This window comes from Rhodovulum sp. ES.010 (assembly GCF_900142935.1).
In the GTDB taxonomy this organism is placed as follows: Bacteria; Pseudomonadota; Alphaproteobacteria; order Rhodobacterales; family Rhodobacteraceae; genus Rhodovulum.
The window spans coordinates 151,998-170,207 of record NZ_FSRS01000001.1 but is presented as its reverse complement, the minus strand read 5'-3'; the positions used below and the strand labels follow the sequence as shown (position 1 = coordinate 170,207).

Sequence of the window (18,210 nt, the reverse complement as noted above, 5' to 3'; positions counted from 1 at the left end):
CCGTGCCGGCCGCTCCCCTGGAAACCTTCCGCAACGCCGAAGCGGTGTTCTGGGATTTCGACGGGGTGATCAAGGAGTCGGTCCGGGCCAAGGCCGACGCCTATGTCGCGCTGTTCGACCGCCATCCCGAGGCGCTGAAGGCGCGTGTGCGCGACCATCACAACGCCCATGGCGGCATGTCGCGGTACGAGAAAATCCCGCTCTATCTCGGATGGGCCGGGCTGCCCGTCACCGAGCAGTCCGTAGGGGACATGCTGGACCGCTTCGCCGGCCGGGTGGTGGACGAGGTCATCGCCGCCGACTGGGTGCCGGGAGTCGAGCCGCTGTTGCGCGGAAACCGGAACCGGCGGCCCTTCTTCCTCGTGACCGGCACGCCCACGGACGAGATCCGCGCCATTCTTGACGCGCTGTCGCTGGCGGACGCGTTCCGCGACGTGCGCGGCGCGCCCGAGGCCAAGGGCGCGGGCGTGGCCACCTGCCTCGCCGCCCATGGGCTGACGCCCGGGCGCTGCACCTTCATCGGCGATGCCGGCTCCGATCTGGAGGCGGCTGAAACCCACGGGCTCAGCTTCATCCTGCGCCGCACGCCCGAGAACGGGCCGCTGCAGCAGGCCCATGACGGCCCGCAAACGGAGGATTTTTCCGGGTGGTCAGAGCGGATCTAGTCGCGGCGCTCCGGCAGCGCCTGTCCGGTGGCGGTGTCTCGGTGGGGAGCTGGATGCAGTTCGGCGACAGCGACGTGGCCGAGGTGATGGGCCGTGCGGGCTACGACTGGGTCGCGGTCGACCTGGAACATGGCTCCATCGCCCATGACCGGCTGCCCGACATGTTCCGCGCGCTCGAACTGGGCGGCACGCTGCCGATGGTGCGTCTGCCCGAGTCGACGCCGCTTGAATGCAAGCGGGCGCTCGATGCGGGCGCCGCGGGCGTCATCGCGCCCACGATCTCGACCGCCGAAGAGGCCCGCGCCGTGGTGGATGCCTGCCGCTGGCCCCCCGCGGGCACCCGCGGCGTCGGGTTCTCGCGCGCGAACCTCTTCGGCACCGATTTCGAGGCCTACCGCGCCTTCGCCCAGGCCCCCTTCGTCGCGGTGATGATCGAGACCCGCGCGGGCGTCCAGAACCTGCCCGGGATCCTCGCAGTCGAGGGGATCGACGCGCTCCTGATCGGGCCTTACGACCTGTCGGCCTCGCTGGGACAGACAGGCGCCTTCGACACGCCCAAGTTCACCGCCGCGCTGGCCCGCATCCGCGAGGTCGCGGGCCAGGCGGGCGTGCCGGCGGGGCTTCATGTCGTGGACCTCTCGCCGGAGGCCCTTCACGCGCGGATCGCAGAAGGCTACCGCTTCCTCGCCTACTCGATCGACTCGGTCGCGCTGCGCAGCGCCATCGCCAACCCGCTCGCCGCCGAGGCCCAGGACGGAGACGCCCGATGAAGGAAGAGGACATCCGACCCCAGGCAATGTTCGACGAATACCTCAAGCTCGCCGCCGAGGATGCCGAGACCTATTTCGGCACCGCGCCGCGCGAGCCAATCGACTGCCCGGCCTGCGGCGCCGAGGGCGCGCCGGAATTCACCAAGTCGGGCTTCACCTACGATCTCTGCCCCGACTGCCAGACACTCTATGTCAGCCCCCGCCCCCCGGCCTCGGCGTTTTCGGCCTATTACCGCGAGGCGCCCTCGACCCGCTTCTGGGCGACGCGGTTCTACCGCGAGACCGCCGAGGCCCGGCGCGAGAAGCTGTGGAAGCCGAAGGCGCGCCGCGTGGTCGAGATCATGGAGACCCATCTGGACGATGCAGGCGCGGCGACGGTCGTCGATATCGGCGGCGGCTACGGCATCTTCGCCGAGGAGATCGGCAAGCTAACCGAGCGCCCGGCCGTGGTGATCGAGCCCGGCCCCGGCCTGGCGGACGCCTGCCGCGAGAAGGGGCTGGCCGTCATCGAGGCGTTCCTCGAGGACGTCGCGCCGGGCGACCTGCCCCCGGCCCCGCGGGTCTTCGTCAGCTTCGAGCTGTTCGAGCATCTGCATTCCCCGCGCGATTTCATCGGCGCGCTGGGCCGCCTGATGTCCCCCGGCGATCTGTTCGTGTTCACCACGCTGTCGGGCGTGGGCGCCGATATCCAGGCGCTGTGGGAGGACTCCAAGTCGGTCTCGCCGCCGCATCACCTGAACTTCTTCAACCCCAAATCCGCCGCGCAGCTGCTGGAGCGGATGGGCTTCGAGGTGCTCGATGCGACCACGCCCGGCCGGCTCGACATGGATATCATGGCCAACAATGCCGACCGCCTGAAAGACCGGTTCTGGCGCACCATGGCCGCCTATCTGTCCGAGGCCGAGAAGGCCCGGATGCAGGACGCCCTCGCCGCGGCGGGGCTGAGCTCGCACATGATGATCGTTGCCCGATTCAGGACCTGAGACATGAAAATCGTCGCCTTCATCCCCGCCCGCATGGGCTCCAGCCGTTTTCCCGGCAAGCCGATGGCCAAGATCGCCGGCAAGCCGATGATCCAGCATGTCTACGAGGGCACGCGCGGATCGAAGCTTCTGTCCGAGACGGTCGTCGCCACCTGCGACGCGGAAATCCGCGACTTCGTCGAAAGCATCGGCGGCACCGCGATCATGACCTCGGACCGCCACGAGCGCGCGTCCGACCGCTGCGCCGAGGCACTGCAGAAGCTGGAGGCGATGCGCGGCGAGACCTATGACGTCGTCGTCATGGTCCAGGGCGACGAGCCGATGACCCGGCCCGAGATGATCGACGAGGCGGTGGCGCCCTTTTTCGAGGACGAGAGCGTGCGGGTCACCAACCTTCTCGGCGAGATCCGCAGCGAGTCCGAGTTCCACGACCGCAACGTGATCAAGGTGGTCTGCGACCTGCAGGGCAACGCACTGTGCTTCTCGCGCATGGCGATCCCGACCGGGAAGCCGGGCGAGGGCGTCGACTCCGGCAAGCAGGTCTGCATCATCCCGTTCCGCCGCGACTTCCTGCTGAAATATCTCGACCTCGCCCCCACCCCGCACGAGATCACGGAGTCCGTGGACATGATGCGGGTGCTGGAACACGGCCACAAGGTGAAGATGGTGCCCACGAAGCACGAGACCTACCCGGTCGACACCGCCGAGGACCTGCGGCGGGTGGAGAAGATCATGCAATCGGCGGGGAACTGAGCGCGCGCAGCCGCAGTTACTTCCCGGGTTCCCCGATCGTCCGCCTGTATCGGCTCATGTCCCGCACGTAATCCGCCCATAGCCCGAGATTCATCGGAAAACGTGCGATCCGTCCGCTTTCGACCGCCGCCTCCAGCCGGTCGAGCGTTCCGGGTTGCAAGTAGCTCCGGCCGTCATCGAACCGCTTGAACGCGACATCGTAGGGGCGCAGCTTGCCGTACATGTCGTAACTCTCCTGCCGGAAATCGACATCCGGCACCGGCAGCCCGAGGTAGGAGGCGAGCCGTTCGGCAAACGCCTCGATCGGCGTGTCGAACATCTCATCGAACCCGAGGTGCAGGCCGGGAACGCGGCTTGTGGCATGCTCGTAGCGCTGGAAATCGCGGTAGCGCGCGGGCGGAAAGAACTTGATCCGGCGCTTGAGCCGGGACTGGTGCATCGCCTGGGAGGCCAGCGAGTTGATCCAGTCGCGGAAGCTGCGGTGCAGGTGAATGAAATGAACCTGCGGAAAATGCCGCCGGTAGCCGTCATAAAGCCGCGCCGGGTCGAAGTTGTGAAAGTCCACGCACAACTCGATATGCCAGCCGGGCGTGTGGACGGGTGTCTTGTAGATCACCGCGTCGCTGTAGGTCTCGTGGCAGTCGGAGAAGAGCTCCGAGATTTCCCGGTACCGGGTGCTCTGCATTCGGTGCAGGCGGTCGCGCACCCGGTCGATATCGACAAGTCGCACCGGCGCCTGGTTGTCGCGCTCGATCACGCTGACCCCGCCGGATTTCGTGGGTTTGGCGTGCGCCTCGAGGTTCTCCCGCAGCCGGTTCTGCATGACGCCCGAGTCGAGGGACAAGTCCCCTGAAATGTACTTGTTCAGACGCAGCTTTCGCAGGGGGATGTTGGAATAGCCGAATTTCTCGGCCAATCCGGCGACAAGCGTGCTTGCCATCGGCCCGAACGAGTTGATGACAAGAAGGCGCTCCATCCTCTCCTCCTCAGTCGGGCCTGGCGACCGCAAAGGGCAAGCCCCCTCCTCCGCGAATGCGCGACGCTATCACCGGACGTGCCGCGCTTCCAGCCCGGCCGCAGCCGACCGCCCGACGCGGGCGAGGAAATCCGGCGCCGCGCGGTCCTCAACGGTCGCGCGCTCGATCTCGGCCACCTTCCGCCGCACCCGGCGCCCGTAGCTTGCATCGGATGCGAAGTTCACCGGCCCGCGGGAGCATTTACGGTGGAGTTCCTCCTCGGAGAGGCAGTAATAGTGATTCAACTGGATGCGCGCATCCGAGAAGAAGTCGGGGCGCTTGCGGTCGCGGTTCAGGGCGACCTCGCCGCGGGTATTGGCGCTCCGTTCGCCCATCGACCGCGTGGCGAAGGCATGCACCCCCACACCGGTCACGTCGCACGGATCGACGATGCACTTGAACCGCAACAGGCTCGACCCGCGCCCATAGGGCGTGGCCGCGCGGCGCGTGTAATTGGCGACCACCCCACCCTCCGGCTGGACCGCATGACCGCCATGGCCGAACATCATCCAGGGCAGCGAAATGTTGGCGACCGGCCCGATCGCGTGCAGTTCCTCCATCAGCGTGCGGTCGCCCCGCGGCACAAGGAACTCGTCGATATCGATGAACGCCATCCGTTCGACCAGGCGCCCGAAGGTGGTGATCGCATGGGCATAGGCGGTCACCTGCTGCGAAAAGACACGCCCCGTGCCCGCGTCACGCGCGCCGAGCTTCCACGGAATGACCGTGATCCTCCCGGCATGGGAGCCGGAGGCCAGCATCGCGGGGGTCGCATCGGTGCTGCCGTTCTCATAGATGAAAAAGCGCTCCACCCCCGCGGCGACATGGAAATCGAGCCATTCCGCCAAATAGGGTGCCACGTCCCGGACGATGGCCACAATGGCGAGACCGGCGCGATCCGGTGCCGGGGGAGGCGGTTCGACGGCCAGTCTGCGGGCCTTCGACGAGCGGAGGGCGACGACATGGGAAAGAAACATCCGGCGGGCCGTCCCTGAGTTTGCAAGGCGCTCCCGGCCGGGCCGCGCGGGCCTGCGGCCTGCCTTTCTGTCCGGGACGAGCTGTTCTCCTATCCCGTCGCGAGGCGCACCGCAACTGAGACTGGTCCCGAGAATGTCACGTCCGCTGTGCGGCGCTCAAGTCAGCCTGTCGCCGTGACCGACCCGGCGCATACCGCTGCCGGCCTCGAGACGGGCGAGCGCGGCATCGAACTCGGTCAGCGTGATCGCGCGATCATGCAGCTGCTTGCGCAGCAGCCACTGCTCGCGGGGCACCATCATCGCGGCGGCCTCGGACTCGCTGAGCGCGCCCACGGCGCGCATATAGACCCGCGCCCAGGTTTGTTCGGGCGGGATATCGGCAAACTCGACGGAAAGTGGCATCTCGGCACTCGACCGGATGCGGTAATGGGTGAAGGGCCGCTGCGAGGCGAACGGCTCGATCGCGCGGAGCCTGCGGACGAGATCGCCGATCTGCAGGATGGGCTTGCTGACATGGCAACTGTCGAACGGGCGGCCGCAATTGCCCTCACGGTCCAGCCAGTGAATCCGCGCGCTCGCGAAATCTGGGTAATCCTTGCCCTCGCATACCATGACCCGGGCGTCCGGAGGCGCGAGGTCGCGCATGACGTCCTCGATGGCGCGATAGATCGTCTGGGGGTCGTCCATGTTGCTTTCCAAATCCCTGCTCTGCGCCGAATGCGGTTCCGTGCAGGATGACGTGCAGGGGTTAACGGAGCCTCAATGCCGGACATCGGGGTCCAGCCGGGTAGCTTGGCCTCGGCTATCCCAAGCCCTGCAAGGGCGCGAGCCCAGTCGTCCTGCAGGGCATCGGGCTTCTGTTCGGTTCAGGGCTCGATCGCCGGCCGGGACAGCGCCGCCGGGCACCCGGCGCGGGCGTGGTGGATCATCGCGATGACGTCCGCGGCCGGCCGCCGGTTTCCTCGGTCCCCGAAGGCGACGGAGTCACAAGGACCACAGGCCAGCGCGCACGTCACCGCGCTTGACAGGCCCGGCGATCCCCTCCCGAAAGCCCCAACGGACCGGGCCGAGCGACACGATGTGCGGCAGGCGCGTAACGACGGCTGGCATCCCACGCCACCGCTTCCTGCAGGGCCCGGTCGCACGTGGCGTCGCTTAGAACAGGGTGATTCCGCGGTCGGTGTTGGCCGGCTGCCGCGCAGGCCGACGTTCCGGCGGAGCCTCGGCAGGCGGCAGCATCACAAGACGCGCCGCGCCCGTGGCAGGGCGAAAGTGCAGCCGCCGCGCCTGCAGGCCGCCGAGGCTTTCGGACACGACATCGAACCCTTCCCGCGCCATGTAGGAACGCGCGAAGATCACGTTCTTCTCGCCGATATCGCCGAACGCGGCGCTCACACGCGCGCCCCCGAACAGCTTGGCCTGCATCCGGCTGCGCAGAGCACCGGCCTTCAAGAGTTCGTTGATCAGGAGTTCCATCGCCATGGCGCCGTATTTCAGTTCGCTGGAGCGGGCGCTCGTATCGCCGGGCAACAGGAAATGGTTCATCCCGCCCACGCCCGCGACGGGATCGAACAGGCAGGCCGAGACGCAGGAGCCTAGGACCGTCGACAGGACGGTATCAGGCTCGCGGGAGATGCGGTATTCGCCCTGGACCACGGCCTCGACGCGGTGCGCCGGCCAGTCGCCGCCGGCGGTGGCGGCGGTTGTGCGGACACTCATGCGGCACTCCTCCGGATACAGCTTTGCAGAAGCGCCGGCCCGATCTCTTCGAGCGGCAGTTGGATAGCCACGGCGCCAATTTCATGCGCCGCCCGCGGCATGCCGTAGACGAGCGAGGACGCCTGGTCCTGTCCGATCGTATGCGCCCCCGCGTTGCGCAGGGCCGCCATGCCCGCCGCCCCGTCCCGGCCCATGCCCGTGAGGATCGCAGCACTGACCCTCGCGGCCACGGGAACGGCCGATTGGAACAGCGCGTCGACCGACGGACGGTGCCCGCTGCGCGGCGGCTCGGCACGGAGCCGGCCGCGAAGGCTTCCGGCACGGGCGAGTTCGAGATGATGGTCCTTGCCCGGCGCGATGAGAATCTTCCCAGGCTCGAGCGCTATCCCGTCCTCCGCCTCGGTCACGTGGGCAGAGGTGCGCCGGTCAAGCAGCCGGGCGAGCCCGGCGCTGAATGTCCCGCTCGTATGCTGGACGATGAGCGTCGGCGGGCAGTTCGCGGGAAATCCCGAAAGCACGCGGATCAACGCGTCGACCCCGCCGGTCGAGGCCCCGATCAGGATCAGCCGGCCGGGCTGGAAGGCCATGTCGCACGGCGCGGGCCCGTCGGGCGGCTCGACAGCGGTGGAACGGTCGAGCAGGAGTTCGAGAAGGCATTGGCGCACCTCCTCGGGAGAGGCGTCGAGATGCGTCACGCGTATCCCGCTCCCATCGAGGCGAGACGCGAGGCGGGCCTGGGGCGCATCCCCGTCGGCCACCACCACGCAGCGGATTCCAAGGGCCTGGAAGAGCTTCTGCATCACCTCGAATTCGGGCAGGCGAGTCAGCCGTTCGGCGATCATGACGGCCTGCGGCGGGCGGCTTTCGGCGGCGTGATAGGTCGCGCTGAGATCGCCGGTGCAGGTCCCCAGCGTGACGCCGCGTACCGCTCGAAGCGTGGTGGCAAGCCGTTGCAGGGTCTCGGGGTTGTCGTCTGCGATCATCACACGCATCTCAGCGCCCTCCCCCTTGTCGATCCCGCGGCGTTCCGCTCCGGTTGGCCGGCTGGTTGGCAGTATCCGCACAGGTTGCCGCCCTCTTCCACCGCGGTCGAAGCGGGCACACCGCGCCACGTCGGCATCTTCCCAAGCTTTACGACCATGCCCCGAACTCCGCTGCGGCATCACGCCGATGGCGCGTGCATCCTCTTACACCAAGCACTCCAAGCCGTTGAGATTGGGTTACCCTGGGCGACGTGACGCACAGATCCCCGGCGGAGACTTCTCAAAAAAAGTCGATATGGCCACCCGAATGAGGGGTTTCGCGCGGGGTCGCCCCGCCCAGCACCGCGCGCAGTTGATCGAGCCGCAACCTGTCGACAAGCTCTGCAGGCACGGAAGCATCCGGCGGCGCTGCGGCTGCCATGGCCTGGCTCAGCGGGCCCAGATCCTCGAGAATCTGGATCACGAGATCGACGAGTTGCAACTCACGCGCACCGCCCGGGGCGACGTCTGCCACAGCCTTGTGCGAGAGCACCGCGCGCTCGTAACGGCGCAGCAGTTCGGCCGCGTGCAGCAACTCGTCGCCCAACCCGGCGAGGAGGGCCTCCAGCGCCTTGGCGTCTGGGCCGTCGGCCAGCGAAGCGGCCGTCACAAGCGCCCCACCACAGCCTCGATCGCCTTTTTCATCGTGGCGGTCGTGAACGGTTTCTTCACGAGGTTGTTGAGGCCCAGCTGCGTGCCTTTCTGTATCAGTTCCGGCGTCGGCGTTCCGGTCACGAGGATGTAGCCGATGCGGCTGGTCGAGCGGTTCCGGCGCAAGCCCTCGAGCAGTTGCAGCCCGTCCATGCCCGGCATGTTATGGTCGGCGAGAACGAGATGCACGGGGTCTCCCACCAACCGGTTGAGCGCCGACTGGCCGTTGTTTTCGGCACTCACCTGATAAATCCCGATCTCTTCAAGCGCTTGCGTGACGAGCCCACGGCTGACCGCCATGTCGTCGACCACCATGACGCGAAGACTATCCTTGAGCGACATCTTCTAGTCCTTTCCTTCTGGGTGCACGGTCCGCGGCCCGGCCGCGGCGCATTTTCGGTAAGCGGTGACTCCGGCGGTCTCGAGCTGAGCGACGGCCGGCCCCGTCACCCGCTCGGAATGCCCGATGAACAGCATCCCGCCGTCGTTCAGTTTGTCGACAAAGCGGCGCCAGAGCGCCTGCTGGGTCGGCTTGTCGAAATAGATCGCGACGTTGCGGCACATGATGACGTCGAAACGTCCCGGCATCGGCCAGGCGCCGTTGAGGTTCAGCCTCCGAAACGTGACCAGTGCGCGCACATCGGCCCGAACCCGGCGCTTGGCCGCGCTGCGATCGGCGGAGTCGAAGACCTGCGCTTCCCAGGTGCCATCGGGGGTCTTGCACTCGTCCGCGGGGTAGCAGCCCTCTGCCGCACGATGCAGCACGAAGGGATCGAGATCGGTGGCGAGGATGCGGATGTCGAGGCGTCCGGCCTCGGGACAAAGCCGCAAGACGCTTCCGCCGAGGGAATAGGGTTCGGGACCTGTCGAACACCCCGCCGACCACAGCCGCACCCGCCCGCCCGCACGCGCACGCGCCACGAGCGCGGGAAGCACCTCGTCCTGGAGTTGGGTAAAATGGTGCTGTTCGCGGTAGAAATGGGTGACGTTTGTCGTCAGTACGGCGATCAGATGGTCGCCTTCCTCCTCGAGATTCGCCCGCAGGTACTCCTGGTAGCTGTCGAAATCCGCAAGCCCGAGCGCGATGATCCGTTTGCTCAGGCGCGAGTGGATCATCGCCTTCTTCGCGGGCTCCAGATGCAGCCCGTATTCGGATTTCGCGAAGGTCGCGATTCGTCCGAAATCGCCCTCGTCAAAGGGAATATCGGCCGGCCTGCGCGGCAGGAGAGAGGCGGGCTGCGTGTTCATGCGGCGTCCTGAAACCCGTGCGGGAGAAGCGTTTCGGGGGCGAGGATGCGCGACATGTCTTCCTCGACCGAGACCAGCCCGAGGATGCTGTTCGCCAGTTCTCCATTGCCCATGCTGGGCGCCTCGCAGATCTGATCGCCGTTCACGGTGAGGATCTCTGAGACCGAATCCACGAGAAGCCCGATCGTCCGCGTGCCGACCGCGACCACCATGATCACGTGGCGGGGCGAGGCGTCGCAGGCGCCGAGCCCCAGACGCGCCGCGAGGTCAACGATCGGGATGACCGCGCCGCGCAGGTTCATCACGCCAAGGACCGCATCCTCGGCATGGGGCAGCGCGGTCACGGGCGACCAGCGCCGTATCTCGCGGATCTGCGTGATCTCGATGCAGAAGCTCTGGCCGCCCGCCTTCAGCGTGACGAATTCCAGAACGTCGTCCTCACCCCATTGCTGCGGCTTCGGCATGATGCGTCTCCTCTATCGGTGCCAGGTCCCGGCCGCAGTCACCGGCCAGGGTCAGAATGGCATCTGTGTCGATGATCAGGGCGATGCGGCCATCGCCCAGAATGGTGGCGGCAGAGATCCCGTCGATCGCCCCGTAGTTTCCTTCGAGGCTCTTCACCACGACCTGACGTTGGTCCGAGATCTCGTCGACGGCCAGCGCGACAATCCCGGTGCGTTCGGAGCGGATCAGCAGCAGGATATTCTCGGAACTGATGTCGCCGGAGTCGCTGAACCCAAGCAGGTTGCCCAGGTGAACGATCGGGATGTAGTTGCCGCGGTTCGCAAGCAGGCGCACCTGGCGGCCATAGGGAAGGACGTCCTCGGGCCGCGGCCGGATGGTCTCGAGCACGCTGGACAGCGGCGCGACCAGCGTTTGGCCCTCGGCATGGATGACCATTCCGTCCATCACGGCGAGCGTGAGCGGCAGCGAGATCGAGAAGGCCGTCCCCTCGCCCGGCCGGCTGGTGATCGCCACCTTGCCGCCGAGAGAGGTGATCGCAGTCTTGACCACGTCCATGCCCACGCCACGGCCCGACAGGTTCGTCACCGTTTCAGCCGTGGAGAAGCCGGCCATGAACAGCAGGTTGTCGATTTCCGCGTCGCCGAGCTTCGCATCGGTGGAAATGAGCCCCTTTTCGACCGCTTTCTCGAAAATCCGTTTCCGGTTCAGACCCGCGCCATCATCGGCGATCTCGATCAGAACGTCGCCGGACCGATGCGCGGCCGAAAGCCGGATCGTCCCCTGCGCCGGCTTGCCCGCGGCCGCGCGCCGTTCGGCATCCTCAATGCCATGGTCGACCGCGTTTCGGATCATGTGCGTGAGCGGTTCGGCCAGACGCTCGACAAGCGTCTTGTCGATCTCCGTGCCCTCGCCCTCTGTCACCAGGACCACGTCCTTGCCGAGCCCGTCGCCGGCTTCCCGCACGATGCGTTGCATCCGCTGGAACAGCGGCTTCACCGGCTGCGCGCGAATGGCCATCACCCCTTCCTGCAACTCGCGGGCGAGGTATTGGTAGTCATCGAGGTCGCCCATGATGTCGGAATTCGACGCAAGCCCGGAATCGGCCAGCTTCTGGGCGATCACCGCCTGGTTGATGATAAGTTCGCCGACGGTGTTGATCAAACGGTCCACGCGCTCGGGATCGACCCGCAGGGTGGTTTGCGGGACCGTATGATTGGATTTCGCCGGGGTGCGCTGCTTTTCGGCCGCAGGCTCGGCGGAGCCGGGCGCTTCGGCCGGCATCGGCGAGGTCGGAACAGCCGCCTCCACGGGGTGCGCGGGTCCCTCTTCCACGGCGGGCGGCGCGCTGGGCGCAACCTCGGGCGCGGCGGGCGGCTCTTCGGCGATCGGAGCAAACGGTGCCGGAGCCTCATCCTCTTGCGGCAGCGGCGGGGTCGCGGGGGCCGCGACTTCCTCGATGCTGCAGAGATCCTCGAGGAACATGAAGACATCCCGGATCGCCGCGTCATCCACGGCGCCGGTCAGCGTGAGTTCCCAGCTCAGATAGCAATGCTCGGGGTCGAACCGCTCGTCGACGGGCAGCGCCGACAGATCGCAACGGGTCTCGAGCGTCCCGAGCGCGGCGAGTTCGGAGAACAGAAGCACCGGGTCGTGGCCGTTCCGAAACAGGTCGGACGACGCGGCGAGCCGGATGCGAAAGACGCGCGCCCCGTTCGCGTCCTCGTCGTCCCCGGCCGCATCGTCCGCGGGCACGATAGGACCGAGTCCCAAGGGCTGAAATCCGAAGAATTCCTCGCCTTCGGCCTCGTCGGCCGTCTCCGGCTCGGCCGCCGCCGCCGGCGCGGCCCCGGTCATCTCGTTCAGGCGCTCGAGGATGGCCGGCATCGCCTCCGGCACGTCGTCGCTGTCGGCCTGCGCGTATTCGACGAGATCGGCGAGGATGTCGCCGGACCTCAGAAAGGTCTGCAGCGTCTCGGCATCGGGATCGAGCTCGCCGGAACGGACCCGGTCCAGCACGGTCTCGAAGCAATGGGCGAAGGTGACCAGGTTGTTGAGACCGAACGCACCGGCGGCCCCCTTGATCGAGTGCACGGCGCGGAAGATCGCGTGAACCGTGTCTTCCGACGCCTCGCCGGCGATGAGGTCCTGCAGACCTTCGGAGAGTTGCTCGAGAAGGTCCTCGCATTCCGCGAAGAAGGTGGCCTTGAGATCGTCGCGCGACATGGTTCAGCGAGCCCCCGTCACACGGCGGATCACGTTGACCAGCCCTTCGTCCTCGAACGGCTTGACGATCCAGCCCGTCGCGCCCGCCGCACGCGCGCGCTCCTTGAGCGCGGCGCCGCTTTCCGTGGTGAGCACCAGGATCGGCACACGCGCATTGGTGTCGCCGCCGCGAATGTGTTCGATCACGCCGAAGCCGTCCAGCTTCGGCATGTTGATGTCGGTGATGACCGCGTCGTACTCGTCGCGTGCGAACTCGGCCACGCCGTCCTGACCGTCATTGGCGGTGGTCACCTCGAACCCCGCCGAGCTCAGAACTTCGCGCACCATCTCCCGGATGGTCAGCGAATCGTCGATGGCAAGAATGTTCCTCATTAATCTGCGTCCTCACTGCCGATGATCACCCCGTCGAGACCGAGCAGCGCCAAACCCTCAGTGAAGGCCTGGGACGGTTCCTCGACGCAGAAGCGCCCGCCGCGGATCTCGACATGCTGGCGCAGGAAGGCCAGAAGCTGAGCCGAAAGCGCGTTGGGGGCCGCAGCCGCCGCGGCCCGAACGGTCACGGTGCAGGCATCCTTGCCCATCACCGCCTTGACGATCTCGCCCGGCGCGTCGGCCCAGGCCTGATCGCTGATGTCCAAGTCGAGTTGGCTTTCGGCTTGCATGGCGAATCCTTGGGTCTGCATTTCAATCGATCTCTCCCGGATGCTTACCTCTGCGAAGCCTAAGAACTGGTGAATGGAAGCGCTGCGGCAGCCCGGTCGGACTCGCGCTCCTGACAGTGCGGTTGGGAGATTCTTGGGCCGAGACGGGGCCTTGCGGTGACGGTGGCCGATGCGCCCCGGCGCAGGGGGCTGGCACCGTCGTCCACGCAGCCGGTATTCTAGCTAAAATGCGAAACTGTTTCCCGCGCCGGTCCAACGGATGACCCACCGGCGGGCACGGGCGCAGTGTGTCGGCGCCGGACCTGCTCGATGAGCGGGGTCGCCGGACGTCGCATCACCGCCCGATCCCGCCCGTCGGAGTGGCGTTGCGTGGCGCGATTCGGCCGCGGGTCACACACCGAGATAGCGTTTCAGCAGGTCGGGACGCGCGCGCAACCCGGCCGCATCGGTCCGTTCACGGCTCTGGCCGTTCTCGATGAACACCACTTGGTCGGCCGAGGACAGAACCGCATCGAGCCGCTGTTCGACCAGCAGGATCGCCACGCCCTCGGATTTCATCCGCACGACCACCTGCCGGATCGCCTCGATCATCGAAGGCTGCAGCCCCTCGGTCGGTTCGTCCAGCAGCAGCACGCGGGGCTCGAGGCACAGGGCGCGCGCGGTCGCCAGCATCTGCTGCTCGCCCCCCGACAGCGTCTCGGCACGCTGGCCCATCCGGTCGGCGAGACGCGGAAACAGGTCGAGGACACGGGCCAACACCTTCGGCGGACTCGGTTTCACGCGCATCCCGATTTCCAGGTTCTGCGCCACGGTGAGTTCCGGGAACAGGCGCCGCCCCTGCGGGATGTACCCGACGCCGCGCCGCGGCACCTGGTGTGCCGGCAAGCGGCCGATATCCTCGCCGTCAAGCGTGATGCGCCCCGCCGTCAGCGCTACCAGCCCCATGATCGCCTTCATCGTCGTGGTCTTGCCTGCGCCGTTACGGCCCAGAAGGCAGGTGATCTCGCCCGGCCGCGCGGTGAGGCTGAGCCCGCGCAGCACCTGCACCGGGCCATAGCCTGCGTCGATGCCGTCGACCTCAAGCATCGGCACCGGTGCCCAGATAGGCGGTCTGCACCGCGGCCGAGGCATGGATCTCGGCCGGCGTGCCTTCCGCGAGCACTTCGCCGAAGTTCAGCACGGTGACGCAATCGGCCAGTTCCATCACCACGTTCATGTTGTGCTCGATCAGCAGGATCGTGGTCTCGGCGGCCAGCGCGCGGATCAGCGTCTCGAACGCGGCGATCTCGCTCTCCGCAAGGCCCTGCGTCGGTTCGTCGAGGATCAACAGGCGTGGCCGTTGCGCGATCCCCATCGCCAGTTCCACAAGACGCTGGTGGCCGTAGCTGAGATCGCCCGCGGGCGCGTCCGCATGCCGCGCGAGCCCGACCCGGTGCAACGCATCGGCCGTCTCGCGGGCCACCGCCGCCCGGTCGCGCCCCAGCCGGCGGCGCGCGGCAAGCGCGACGTTTTCGGCCACGTCGAGCCGGGCGAAGACGGAGGTGATCTGAAAGGTATAGGCCATGCCCAGCGCCACCCGGTCATGCGGCGGCATGCGCGTGATGTCGCGCCCGTCGAACGAAATGCTGCCCGAACTGGGCGCGAGCCGGCCGATGAGCATAGAGACGAAGGTGGTCTTGCCCGCCCCGTTCGGCCCGATCAGCGCGCGGACCTGCCCCTCCGGCAACTCGAAATCGACGTCGTGCACGGCGCGCAGGCCGGCAAAGGATTTCGACAGCGCCCGGGTGGACAGAAGCGCGCTCATGGCAGCCACCTCGCCCAGCGCCGGCGCAGTTCGCCGGCCAGCCCCTGCGGGGCGAAGAGCGTCAGGAGCACGAGCGCGATCCCCGCCACCAGCATGTAGGCCGAGGTCAGCCCCGATGACAGATCGATCAGGTAGAACATGAAGAGCGTGCCGAGGAACGGGCCGACGACCGTTCCCGCGCCCCCGAGCAGCACCCACAGGAGCGGTAGGATCGAATACTGCACCTCGGCGAAGGTGGCACCGACATAGCCGAAGAGCAGCCCGTAAGCGGCCCCCGCGGCGCCCGACAGCGTGCCCGAGAGGACCACCGCGCCCAGCTTGTGGCGGAAGATGTCATAGCCCAGAAGCTCGGCCCGCTCCTCGTTCTCGCGGATCGCGATCAGCACGCGACCGCCCGGCTGGCGCACCAGCCAGAGCGTGCCGAAGAGGCAGAGTGCGAAAAGGGCCAGCGCGACCAGGTAGCGGATATCGGGGTTCGACAGATCGAGGCCGAAGAACACCCGCTCGGCCCGCGCAAGCACCAACCCCTCGTCGCCGCGGGTCCACCGTCCCGCGAGCAGGATGGTGAGATAGACTGCCTCCGAGAACATCAGCGTCACGATCATGAAGGCGACACCCACGGTGCGGAGCGCCAGGAGGCCCACGACCAGCGCCAGCAGCGCCGCCGACACCAGCCCCGCGAGAAAGGCCAGTTCCGCCCCGATCCCGAGAAAGTGCAAGGGCAGCCCCATCCCGTACATGCCGGCGGCAAAGAACATCGCGTGGCCGAGACTGAGAAGCCCCGTGTAGCCGAAGAGCAGGTTGTAACCGATGGCATAGACTGCCAGCACCATAACGCGGGCGAGATTGCCGTGGTGATAGGCCGGCAGCAGGAAATGCAGCGCCAGCAGCCCCGCGATCAGCCCGCCATGCAGCGCCAGCACCCGGGCGGTCATCGCGGCGCTTTCCCCATCAGCCCCTGCGGCCGGAACACCAGCACGAAGGCCACCAGCAGCGTGGCGATGATCTTGGCCAGGGTCGGCGAGAAGAAGACCGAGATGATGCCGTCGGACATGCCGATCAGGATCGCGGCGATCACCGTGCCCGCAAGGCTGCCCAGCCCGCCGATGATGACCACGATGAACGACAGCAACAGCGCGTCGCCCCCCATCAGGTAATGCGCCTGCTGGATCGGCACGATCAGCACGCCCGCCAGGGCGGCGAGCGCCGCGCCGAGGCCGAACACAAGGGCATAGACACGCTCCACCGGGATGCCGAAAGCCTGGGCGATCTCGCCGTCCATTTGCGTCGCCCGCATCACAAGGCCGATGCGCGTGCGCGTCATCAGCGCCCACAGCCCCGCCAGCACGGCCGCCGCCGACCCGATGACGAAAAGCTTGTAGGTGGTGATCGAAAGCCCCCATGGCCAGTAGAGTTGCACCCCCCCCTCGCCCCATTCCACCCAGGGCAGCGCGAGGCGCTGGTTGAACGGCGCCTCGACGGGGCGCGCCTCCGGGCCATAGCCCATCAGCGTGAGCTGCTGGAGGATGTAGAGCAACCCGATCGTCGCAACGATGGTCCGCTCGGGGTCGTAGTCGAGATGCTTGAGCACGGTCACGTCGGCGGCGACGGCCACCGCGCCGACCGCCAGCGGCACCACCAGGAGGGCCGCGACGAAACCAAGCGCCGGCCCGCCGCCCAGGGTCGAGGCGACGGCCCAGGCCAGCACCGCGCCCAGCATGTAGAACTCGCCATGCGCGACGTTCACGACCCGCATGACCCCGAAGACAAGGCTGAGGCCCGACGCCATCAGCGCCAGAACCGCGGCCGTCACCGCGCCTTCGAGCGAGGCCAGCACGAGATGGGGACCGAACTCCATGCGGTCTGAAACCTTTCGCAGGGCGCGCCGGGCGCGCGACGCGCCCGGGCGAGGGGTCAGAAGGACTGCGCGGTGTAATCCACCTCGTCGGGATAGAAGGTCTGGTCCAGCGGCACCGTCCGCACCACCCTCAGCTTGCCGTCCTCGAGCCGCGAGATGTGCTGCTGGCCGAAGACCTGGTGGGTCTTGCCGTTGAAGAGCTTCGGGCCTTGCGGATGCGCGTTCGACAGGGGCATCTCGGTCATCGCCTCGACCGCCTCGATCAGCGCCTGCCGGTCGCCCGGCCCGGCATAGCCGGCCGCCTCCATCCCCGCCTTGATGACGTAAAGCGTCTCCCAGCAGCCGAACATGTGCGCGAAGGTCGAGACGTCCTTTCTATCGCTCAGCGCGGCCCCCATGTCGTCGACACCGACCTCGGCGCGATAGAACCTGTCGTGCTCCGTCTGGTCGGGCTGGGCGTGGCGCGGCATACCCTCCCAGAAATAGGTGCCGTCGAGGAATTCCAGGCCCGGGCTCGCCAGGTCCACCGCCTCCAGGCTGTCGATGAAGCCGAAAAGCTCGGGGCGGCTCGGCCCGAAGAACTCGCCCATCTCCTTGACGAAGGTCAGAACGGCGGGGCCGACCATCACGTGATAGATCACCTCCGTCTCGCGCGGGATCTTGGGGAAGTACTTGGTAAACGAGGTCTCGGTCGGCGGGATCGCCAGTTTCGCCGTGACGCTGCCGCCCTGCGCCTCGATCGCCTGGCTGAAGAAATCGCGGTGATCGTGGCCGTAGGCATAGTCGGGGAAGATCAGCGCGACCTTCTTGCCCAGGTTCTCGGCCACGAAGGGCGCCATGGCCAGGACCTGGCTTTTGACGTCGGTGATGCCGGGCTGGATCGTCCAGCGGTTCAGCATGCCCGACGCCACGTGATGCCCCTCGGACACCACGAAATAGGGCAGCTTCAACTCGCCCGCCCGGGGGGCCGAGCCGATCACGACATGGCTGAACAGCGTGCCGAAGCCCACGTCGCACTTGTGCTGGTTGGCGAATTTCTCGACCACCTCGGCACCCCGCTTGGGATCGGTGCCGTCATCTTCCGTGACGATCTCGACGGACCGCCCGTTGATGCCGCCGGCCTCGTTGATGAGGCGCGCGGCGGCCTGCGTGGTGCGATCGTACCAGCGGCCATAGGCGGCGCCGATGCCGGTCGCATGCATCTGGAAGCCGATGCGGATCGGTTCGGAACTCTGCGCCTGGGCGTAGCGTGCCCAGAACGGCAGGCCGGCGGCCGCGGCGCCCGCCCCCGCAAGCGTCGTGATGGCCCGCCGGCGCGACGGGTCCGCCGGCGCGGGGCGCGTCGTCTTGATGTCGGACATAGCTCTGATCCCTGATGGTGACGGGGTTAGCCG

Annotated in this window: 21 protein-coding genes; 4 read left to right on the top strand and 17 right to left on the bottom strand. The window is 67.4% G+C overall.

What is annotated here, in order from left to right; genetic code table 11:
- The first annotated feature begins 2 nt into the window (after positions 1-2).
- Genes BUR28_RS00895 through BUR28_RS00880 form a run of 4 tightly spaced genes read left to right on the top strand, consistent with a single transcriptional unit; the run spans position 3 to position 3,171 of the window.
- Positions 3-665 (top strand): HAD family hydrolase, encoded by a 663-nt coding sequence (locus BUR28_RS00895; RefSeq protein ID WP_083626316.1) that lies wholly within the window; start codon positions 3-5, stop codon positions 663-665.
- Positions 647-1,435 carry an HpcH/HpaI aldolase family protein gene (locus BUR28_RS00890; protein WP_217693498.1) on the top strand — a complete coding sequence of 263 codons (789 nt, stop codon included), beginning with the start codon at positions 647-649 and terminating at the stop codon, positions 1,433-1,435. Before BUR28_RS00895 ends, BUR28_RS00890 begins: the two co-directional genes overlap by 19 nt.
- On the top strand, positions 1,432-2,418 hold the full coding sequence (locus tag BUR28_RS00885) for a class I SAM-dependent methyltransferase (RefSeq protein WP_074218391.1): 987 nt from the start codon (positions 1,432-1,434) through the stop codon (positions 2,416-2,418). The genes BUR28_RS00890 and BUR28_RS00885 overlap by 4 nt, the downstream gene beginning before the upstream one ends.
- Before the next feature lie 3 nt (positions 2,419-2,421).
- Positions 2,422-3,171 carry a 3-deoxy-manno-octulosonate cytidylyltransferase gene (locus BUR28_RS00880; protein WP_074218390.1) on the top strand — a complete coding sequence of 250 codons (750 nt, stop codon included), beginning with the start codon at positions 2,422-2,424 and terminating at the stop codon, positions 3,169-3,171.
- Between the two features lie 16 nt (positions 3,172-3,187).
- Here BUR28_RS00880 and BUR28_RS00875 read toward each other — a convergent pair whose 3' ends face one another.
- The 17 genes from BUR28_RS00875 to BUR28_RS00795 all read right to left on the bottom strand — a co-directional run bounded on the left by BUR28_RS00875 (position 3,188) and on the right by BUR28_RS00795 (position 18,177).
- Positions 3,188-4,147: a sulfotransferase family protein gene (locus BUR28_RS00875; RefSeq protein WP_074218389.1), complete on the bottom strand. Its 960-nt coding sequence runs from the start codon at positions 4,145-4,147 to the stop codon at positions 3,188-3,190.
- A gap of 69 nt (positions 4,148-4,216) precedes the next feature.
- The gene (locus tag BUR28_RS00870; protein WP_175566866.1) at positions 4,217-5,047 is read right to left on the bottom strand and encodes a glycosyltransferase family 92 protein; all 831 of its coding nucleotides are present in this window, start codon (positions 5,045-5,047) and stop codon (positions 4,217-4,219) included.
- 273 nt (positions 5,048-5,320) lie between these two features.
- Positions 5,321-5,851, bottom strand: coding sequence for a hypothetical protein (locus BUR28_RS00865; RefSeq protein ID WP_139307455.1), 531 nt, complete (start codon positions 5,849-5,851; stop codon positions 5,321-5,323).
- Positions 5,852-6,319: 468 nt separating this feature from the next.
- A complete protein-coding gene (locus BUR28_RS00860) occupies positions 6,320-6,883 on the bottom strand; it encodes a chemotaxis protein CheD (protein ID WP_074218386.1) in 564 nt (187 codons plus the stop codon).
- Complete coding sequence (locus BUR28_RS00855) at positions 6,880-7,875, bottom strand: CheB methylesterase domain-containing protein (protein WP_074218385.1); 996 nt, start codon at positions 7,873-7,875, stop codon at positions 6,880-6,882. The genes BUR28_RS00860 and BUR28_RS00855 overlap by 4 nt, the downstream gene beginning before the upstream one ends.
- 271 nt (positions 7,876-8,146) lie before the next feature.
- On the bottom strand, positions 8,147-8,515 hold the full coding sequence (locus BUR28_RS00850; protein ID WP_074218384.1) for a hypothetical protein: 369 nt from the start codon (positions 8,513-8,515) through the stop codon (positions 8,147-8,149).
- Positions 8,512-8,898 (bottom strand): response regulator, encoded by a 387-nt coding sequence (locus BUR28_RS00845; RefSeq protein WP_074218383.1) that lies wholly within the window; start codon positions 8,896-8,898, stop codon positions 8,512-8,514. Before BUR28_RS00845 ends, BUR28_RS00850 begins: the two co-directional genes overlap by 4 nt.
- A 3-nt stretch (positions 8,899-8,901) precedes the next feature.
- Positions 8,902-9,804, bottom strand: a complete 903-nt coding sequence (locus BUR28_RS00840) for a CheR family methyltransferase (protein WP_074218382.1) — start codon at positions 9,802-9,804, stop codon at positions 8,902-8,904.
- Positions 9,801-10,268 carry a chemotaxis protein CheW gene (locus BUR28_RS00835; RefSeq protein WP_074218381.1) on the bottom strand — a complete coding sequence of 156 codons (468 nt, stop codon included), beginning with the start codon at positions 10,266-10,268 and terminating at the stop codon, positions 9,801-9,803. Before BUR28_RS00835 ends, BUR28_RS00840 begins: the two co-directional genes overlap by 4 nt.
- Complete coding sequence (locus BUR28_RS00830; protein ID WP_074218380.1) at positions 10,243-12,492, bottom strand: chemotaxis protein CheA; 2,250 nt, start codon at positions 12,490-12,492, stop codon at positions 10,243-10,245. Before BUR28_RS00830 ends, BUR28_RS00835 begins: the two co-directional genes overlap by 26 nt.
- 3 nt (positions 12,493-12,495) lie before the next feature.
- Entirely contained in the window at positions 12,496-12,864 is a 369-nt protein-coding gene (locus tag BUR28_RS00825; RefSeq protein ID WP_074218379.1) for a response regulator, read from the bottom strand.
- Positions 12,864-13,154 carry a hypothetical protein gene (locus BUR28_RS00820; RefSeq protein WP_074218378.1) on the bottom strand — a complete coding sequence of 97 codons (291 nt, stop codon included), beginning with the start codon at positions 13,152-13,154 and terminating at the stop codon, positions 12,864-12,866. Before BUR28_RS00820 ends, BUR28_RS00825 begins: the two co-directional genes overlap by 1 nt.
- A gap of 390 nt (positions 13,155-13,544) precedes the next feature.
- Positions 13,545-14,240: an ABC transporter ATP-binding protein gene (locus tag BUR28_RS00815; protein ID WP_074218377.1), complete on the bottom strand. Its 696-nt coding sequence runs from the start codon at positions 14,238-14,240 to the stop codon at positions 13,545-13,547.
- Entirely contained in the window at positions 14,233-14,958 is a 726-nt protein-coding gene (locus BUR28_RS00810; protein ID WP_074218376.1) for an ABC transporter ATP-binding protein, read from the bottom strand. Before BUR28_RS00810 ends, BUR28_RS00815 begins: the two co-directional genes overlap by 8 nt.
- Entirely contained in the window at positions 14,955-15,893 is a 939-nt protein-coding gene (locus BUR28_RS00805) for a branched-chain amino acid ABC transporter permease (protein WP_074218375.1), read from the bottom strand. Before BUR28_RS00805 ends, BUR28_RS00810 begins: the two co-directional genes overlap by 4 nt.
- Positions 15,890-16,816 carry a branched-chain amino acid ABC transporter permease gene (locus BUR28_RS00800; protein WP_074218374.1) on the bottom strand — a complete coding sequence of 309 codons (927 nt, stop codon included), beginning with the start codon at positions 16,814-16,816 and terminating at the stop codon, positions 15,890-15,892. The genes BUR28_RS00805 and BUR28_RS00800 overlap by 4 nt, the downstream gene beginning before the upstream one ends.
- A 56-nt stretch (positions 16,817-16,872) precedes the next feature.
- On the bottom strand, positions 16,873-18,177 hold the full coding sequence (locus tag BUR28_RS00795; RefSeq protein ID WP_074218373.1) for an ABC transporter substrate-binding protein: 1,305 nt from the start codon (positions 18,175-18,177) through the stop codon (positions 16,873-16,875).
- Positions 18,178-18,210: the final 33 nt, after the last annotated feature.

What these genes read in the sequence shown, in the direction of transcription:
- BUR28_RS00840 (WP_074218382.1), bottom strand. Translation starts at nt 9,804, where the DNA reads ATGAACACGCAGCCCGCCTCTCTCCTGCCGCGCAGGCCGGCCGATATT.
- BUR28_RS00875 (WP_074218389.1), bottom strand. Translation starts at nt 4,147, where the DNA reads ATGGAGCGCCTTCTTGTCATCAACTCGTTCGGGCCGATGGCAAGCACG.
- BUR28_RS00795 (WP_074218373.1), bottom strand. Translation starts at nt 18,177, where the DNA reads ATGTCCGACATCAAGACGACGCGCCCCGCGCCGGCGGACCCGTCGCGC.
- BUR28_RS00860 (WP_074218386.1), bottom strand. Translation starts at nt 6,883, where the DNA reads ATGAGTGTCCGCACAACCGCCGCCACCGCCGGCGGCGACTGGCCGGCG.
- BUR28_RS00835 (WP_074218381.1), bottom strand. Translation starts at nt 10,268, where the DNA reads ATGCCGAAGCCGCAGCAATGGGGTGAGGACGACGTTCTGGAATTCGTC.
- BUR28_RS00810 (WP_074218376.1), bottom strand. Translation starts at nt 14,958, where the DNA reads ATGAGCGCGCTTCTGTCCACCCGGGCGCTGTCGAAATCCTTTGCCGGC.
- BUR28_RS00855 (WP_074218385.1), bottom strand. Translation starts at nt 7,875, where the DNA reads ATGCGTGTGATGATCGCAGACGACAACCCCGAGACCCTGCAACGGCTT.
- BUR28_RS00805 (WP_074218375.1), bottom strand. Translation starts at nt 15,893, where the DNA reads ATGACCGCCCGGGTGCTGGCGCTGCATGGCGGGCTGATCGCGGGGCTG.
- BUR28_RS00845 (WP_074218383.1), bottom strand. Translation starts at nt 8,898, where the DNA reads ATGTCGCTCAAGGATAGTCTTCGCGTCATGGTGGTCGACGACATGGCG.
- BUR28_RS00865 (WP_139307455.1), bottom strand. Translation starts at nt 5,851, where the DNA reads ATGGACGACCCCCAGACGATCTATCGCGCCATCGAGGACGTCATGCGC.
- BUR28_RS00825 (WP_074218379.1), bottom strand. Translation starts at nt 12,864, where the DNA reads ATGAGGAACATTCTTGCCATCGACGATTCGCTGACCATCCGGGAGATG.
- BUR28_RS00880 (WP_074218390.1), top strand. Translation starts at nt 2,422, where the DNA reads ATGAAAATCGTCGCCTTCATCCCCGCCCGCATGGGCTCCAGCCGTTTT.
- BUR28_RS00885 (WP_074218391.1), top strand. Translation starts at nt 1,432, where the DNA reads ATGAAGGAAGAGGACATCCGACCCCAGGCAATGTTCGACGAATACCTC.
- BUR28_RS00830 (WP_074218380.1), bottom strand. Translation starts at nt 12,492, where the DNA reads ATGTCGCGCGACGATCTCAAGGCCACCTTCTTCGCGGAATGCGAGGAC.
- BUR28_RS00815 (WP_074218377.1), bottom strand. Translation starts at nt 14,240, where the DNA reads ATGCTTGAGGTCGACGGCATCGACGCAGGCTATGGCCCGGTGCAGGTG.
- BUR28_RS00800 (WP_074218374.1), bottom strand. Translation starts at nt 16,816, where the DNA reads ATGGAGTTCGGTCCCCATCTCGTGCTGGCCTCGCTCGAAGGCGCGGTG.
- BUR28_RS00820 (WP_074218378.1), bottom strand. Translation starts at nt 13,154, where the DNA reads ATGCAAGCCGAAAGCCAACTCGACTTGGACATCAGCGATCAGGCCTGG.